The sequence below is a fragment of the Polaromonas sp. genome (assembly GCF_030682935.1).
Classification (GTDB): Bacteria; Pseudomonadota; Gammaproteobacteria; order Burkholderiales; family Burkholderiaceae_C; genus Polaromonas.
Genome location: NZ_JAUXNA010000220.1, coordinates 1 through 2,785 on the forward strand (window position 1 = coordinate 1; position 2,785 = coordinate 2,785).

Sequence of the window (2,785 nt, forward strand, 5' to 3'; positions counted from 1 at the left end):
CAGCGTGCAATAGCCGGTGGCCATCTCGCTCTTGTAGCCGGTGGTCAGCACGATGGCGCCAAACTTGTTGGACAGCGCCATCAAAAACACCCCGCGAATGCGCGCCTGGATGTTTTCCTCGGTGGTGTCTTCCGCCAGCCCCTTGAACTCGCCGGCCAGCGAGGCCTTGAAGGCCTCGAATTCGGGAACGATGGAAATCTCGTCGTAGCGCACCTTCATGCGCTCGGCCATGTCGCGTGCGTCAATCCACGAAATGTCGGCGGTGTAGGGCGAAGGCATCATCACCGTGCGCACCTTGTCGGCGCCCAGCGCATCGACCGCAATCGCCAGCACCAGGGCCGAATCAATGCCGCCGGACAGGCCCAGAATCGCACCAGGAAAGCCGTTTTTGCCCAGGTAATCGCGCACGCCCAGCACCAACGCGTCCCACAGGTCGGCTTCGTTGCTCTGTTCAGGGGCCGTGCTTGCTATTAATTCAATAGCTTCCTGCATCCGCACCGCCTGCACTTCAAACATATTTTCCTTAAAACTTGGCGCCCGGCCCGCCAGCGTGCCATCGGCCTGCAGCGCAAACGAGCGGCCTTCAAACACGATCTCGTCCTGCCCGCCCACCAGGTGCGCATACACCATGGGCAGGCCGGTGGCCAGCACCCGCGCCTGCATCATCAGCTCGCGCTCGCCACCCTTGCCCACATGAAAGGGCGAGGCATTGATCACGACCAGCAGCTCGGCACCGGCTTCTTTGGCCAGCCGCGCTGGCTCTTCAAACCAGGCGTCCTCACAGATCAGCAAGCCGATGCGGATAGCCTCTTCACCTTCACCGGCCTGGAACACGCACGTGCCCTGCCCCGGCGTGAAATAGCGGCGCTCGTCAAACACCTGGTAATTGGGCAGTTCGCGCTTGGCGTAGGTATCAATCACGCGGCCTTCGCGCAGCACCCTGGCCGCGTTGTGACGCTGCTGCACCGCCACGCTTTTGGTGCGCAGGCCCTTGCCGCTGTCGCCTTGGGTCGGCGTGCCCACCACCACGCTCAGGCCTTTTAAGCCGGCCAGTTCACGGGCCACCAGATTCACGGCATCATCGCAGGCTTGGATAAAAGACGGACGCAAAAACAGGTCTTCCGCCGCGTAGCCGCAAATCGCCAGCTCCGGGGTCAGCACCAGCCGGGCGCCGTCCTGGTAGGCCGTGCGGGCCGCGTCGATGATTTTTTGTGCATTGCCCGGCATGTCGCCAACGCAATAATTCAATTGGGCAACGCAGATTTTGAGTGACATGAAGAAACTGAACCCCGAAAAAACACATCAGCAAGACACTGACAACACGTGAAAAACGACTCAAACGATTATGTCATCCGTGTGCTCGATTCGCCGCTGGAGGTGAATGGCACAGACTGGAATGCCTTGCTGGCCGCGCAAAGCGCACACGAAGGCCTGAACCCCTTCATGCGCCACGAGTACCTGGCCGCCCTGCACAGCAGCGGCAGCGCCACGCCCGAGACCGGCTGGACGCCGCGTTTCGTCACGCTCTGGCAGGGCGACACACTGGCGGGCGCCTGCGCGCTCTACCTCAAGGACCATTCCTACGGCGAATACGTGTTTGACCACGCCTGGGCCAACGCTTACCAGCAGCATGGCCTCGACTACTACCCCAAAGCCGTGGTGGCCGTGCCCTTCACCCCGGTGCCCGGGGCGCGCTTGCTGGCGCGCAACGCCACCGAGCGCACGCTGCTGGTCAAGGCGCTGGTGGCGTGGTGCGAGCAAGAAGGGTTGTCGTCGCTGCACCTGCTGTTCACGACTGATGAGGATGTGGCCGCCTGCCAGGAAGCCGGCTTGATGCTGCGCCACACGGTGCAGTTTCACTGGACAGCCCCACCTTCTGGCTACCGCGACTTTGACGACTTCCTGATGTCGCTGAGCCAGGAAAAACGCAAGAAAATCCGCCAGGAGCGCCGCAAGGTGCTTGATGCGGGCATCACGTTTCGCTGGTCGCAGGGCACGGACATCAGCCCCGCCGACTGGGGCTTTTTCTACCAGTGCTACGAGCGCACCTATTACGAACACGGCAACGCGCCCTATCTGAGCCGCGACTTCTTTCAGCGCATGCAGAGCACCATGCCCGAGAACTGGCTGCTGTTTGTGGCCGAACGAAGCGGCGCACCGATTGCTACCAGTTTGATAGCTATCAGCGCCCGCCCTGTATCGGCCAACGGCCAATTTGATTCAAAAAACGAGATCCGCACCGCGTATGGCCGTTACTGGGGTGCGCTGGAGCGTGTCGACTGCCTGCATTTTGAGGCCTGCTACTACCAGCCGCTGGCGTGGTGCATGGAACACGGCATTCAGCGCTTTGAAGGCGGCGCCCAGGGCGAGCACAAAATGGCGCGTGCGCTGCTGCCCGTCAAAACCACCAGCGCCCACTGGCTGGCGCACCCTGCGTTTGCCGATGCGGTCGAGCGCTACCTGGCCCGCGAAGGCGAAGGCATTGCCAATTACATGGAAGATCTGGAAAAGCGCAGCCCCTTCAAGGCCAGCCTGGCTTTCCCTGCCCCTCTCACCCAACCCCCAAACAGCAAGCAACACACCCCATGAGCGAACAGACACAAACCTATACCGTCAAAATGGTTGGCGCCACCAGCCTGAGCGCCGACCAGCGCAGCGCCGCAGAACTGCGGTTTCGCATGGCCCTGGAGTTTGGCGTGGGCGGCCCCGCGTACGTAGTGCCCGCGCTGCAGGCCTGCATGTTGGCGCGCTCGCTGATCGAAGGCCTGCCAGCCGAAGAACGCAC

Annotated in this window: 2 protein-coding genes and 1 pseudogene; 2 read left to right on the forward strand and 1 reads right to left on the reverse strand. The window is 62.1% G+C overall.

The window, feature by feature from the left end:
• A partial coding sequence (locus tag Q8K05_RS09980; RefSeq protein ID WP_305246471.1) for an NAD+ synthase occupies positions 1 to 1,275 on the reverse strand: 1,275 nt, incomplete at its 3' end.
• Positions 1,276 to 1,323: 48 nt separating this feature from the next.
• Between Q8K05_RS09980 and Q8K05_RS09985 the strand changes: the two genes are divergently transcribed.
• Together Q8K05_RS09985 and Q8K05_RS09990 are read left to right on the forward strand one after the other, a co-directional pair.
• On the forward strand, positions 1,324 to 2,589 hold the full coding sequence (locus Q8K05_RS09985) for a GNAT family N-acetyltransferase (protein WP_305246472.1): 1,266 nt from the start codon (positions 1,324 to 1,326) through the stop codon (positions 2,587 to 2,589).
• Positions 2,586 to 2,785, forward strand: a pseudogene (locus tag Q8K05_RS09990) (hypothetical protein); the annotation flags it as partial. The gene Q8K05_RS09985 and the pseudogene Q8K05_RS09990, both read left to right, overlap by 4 nt.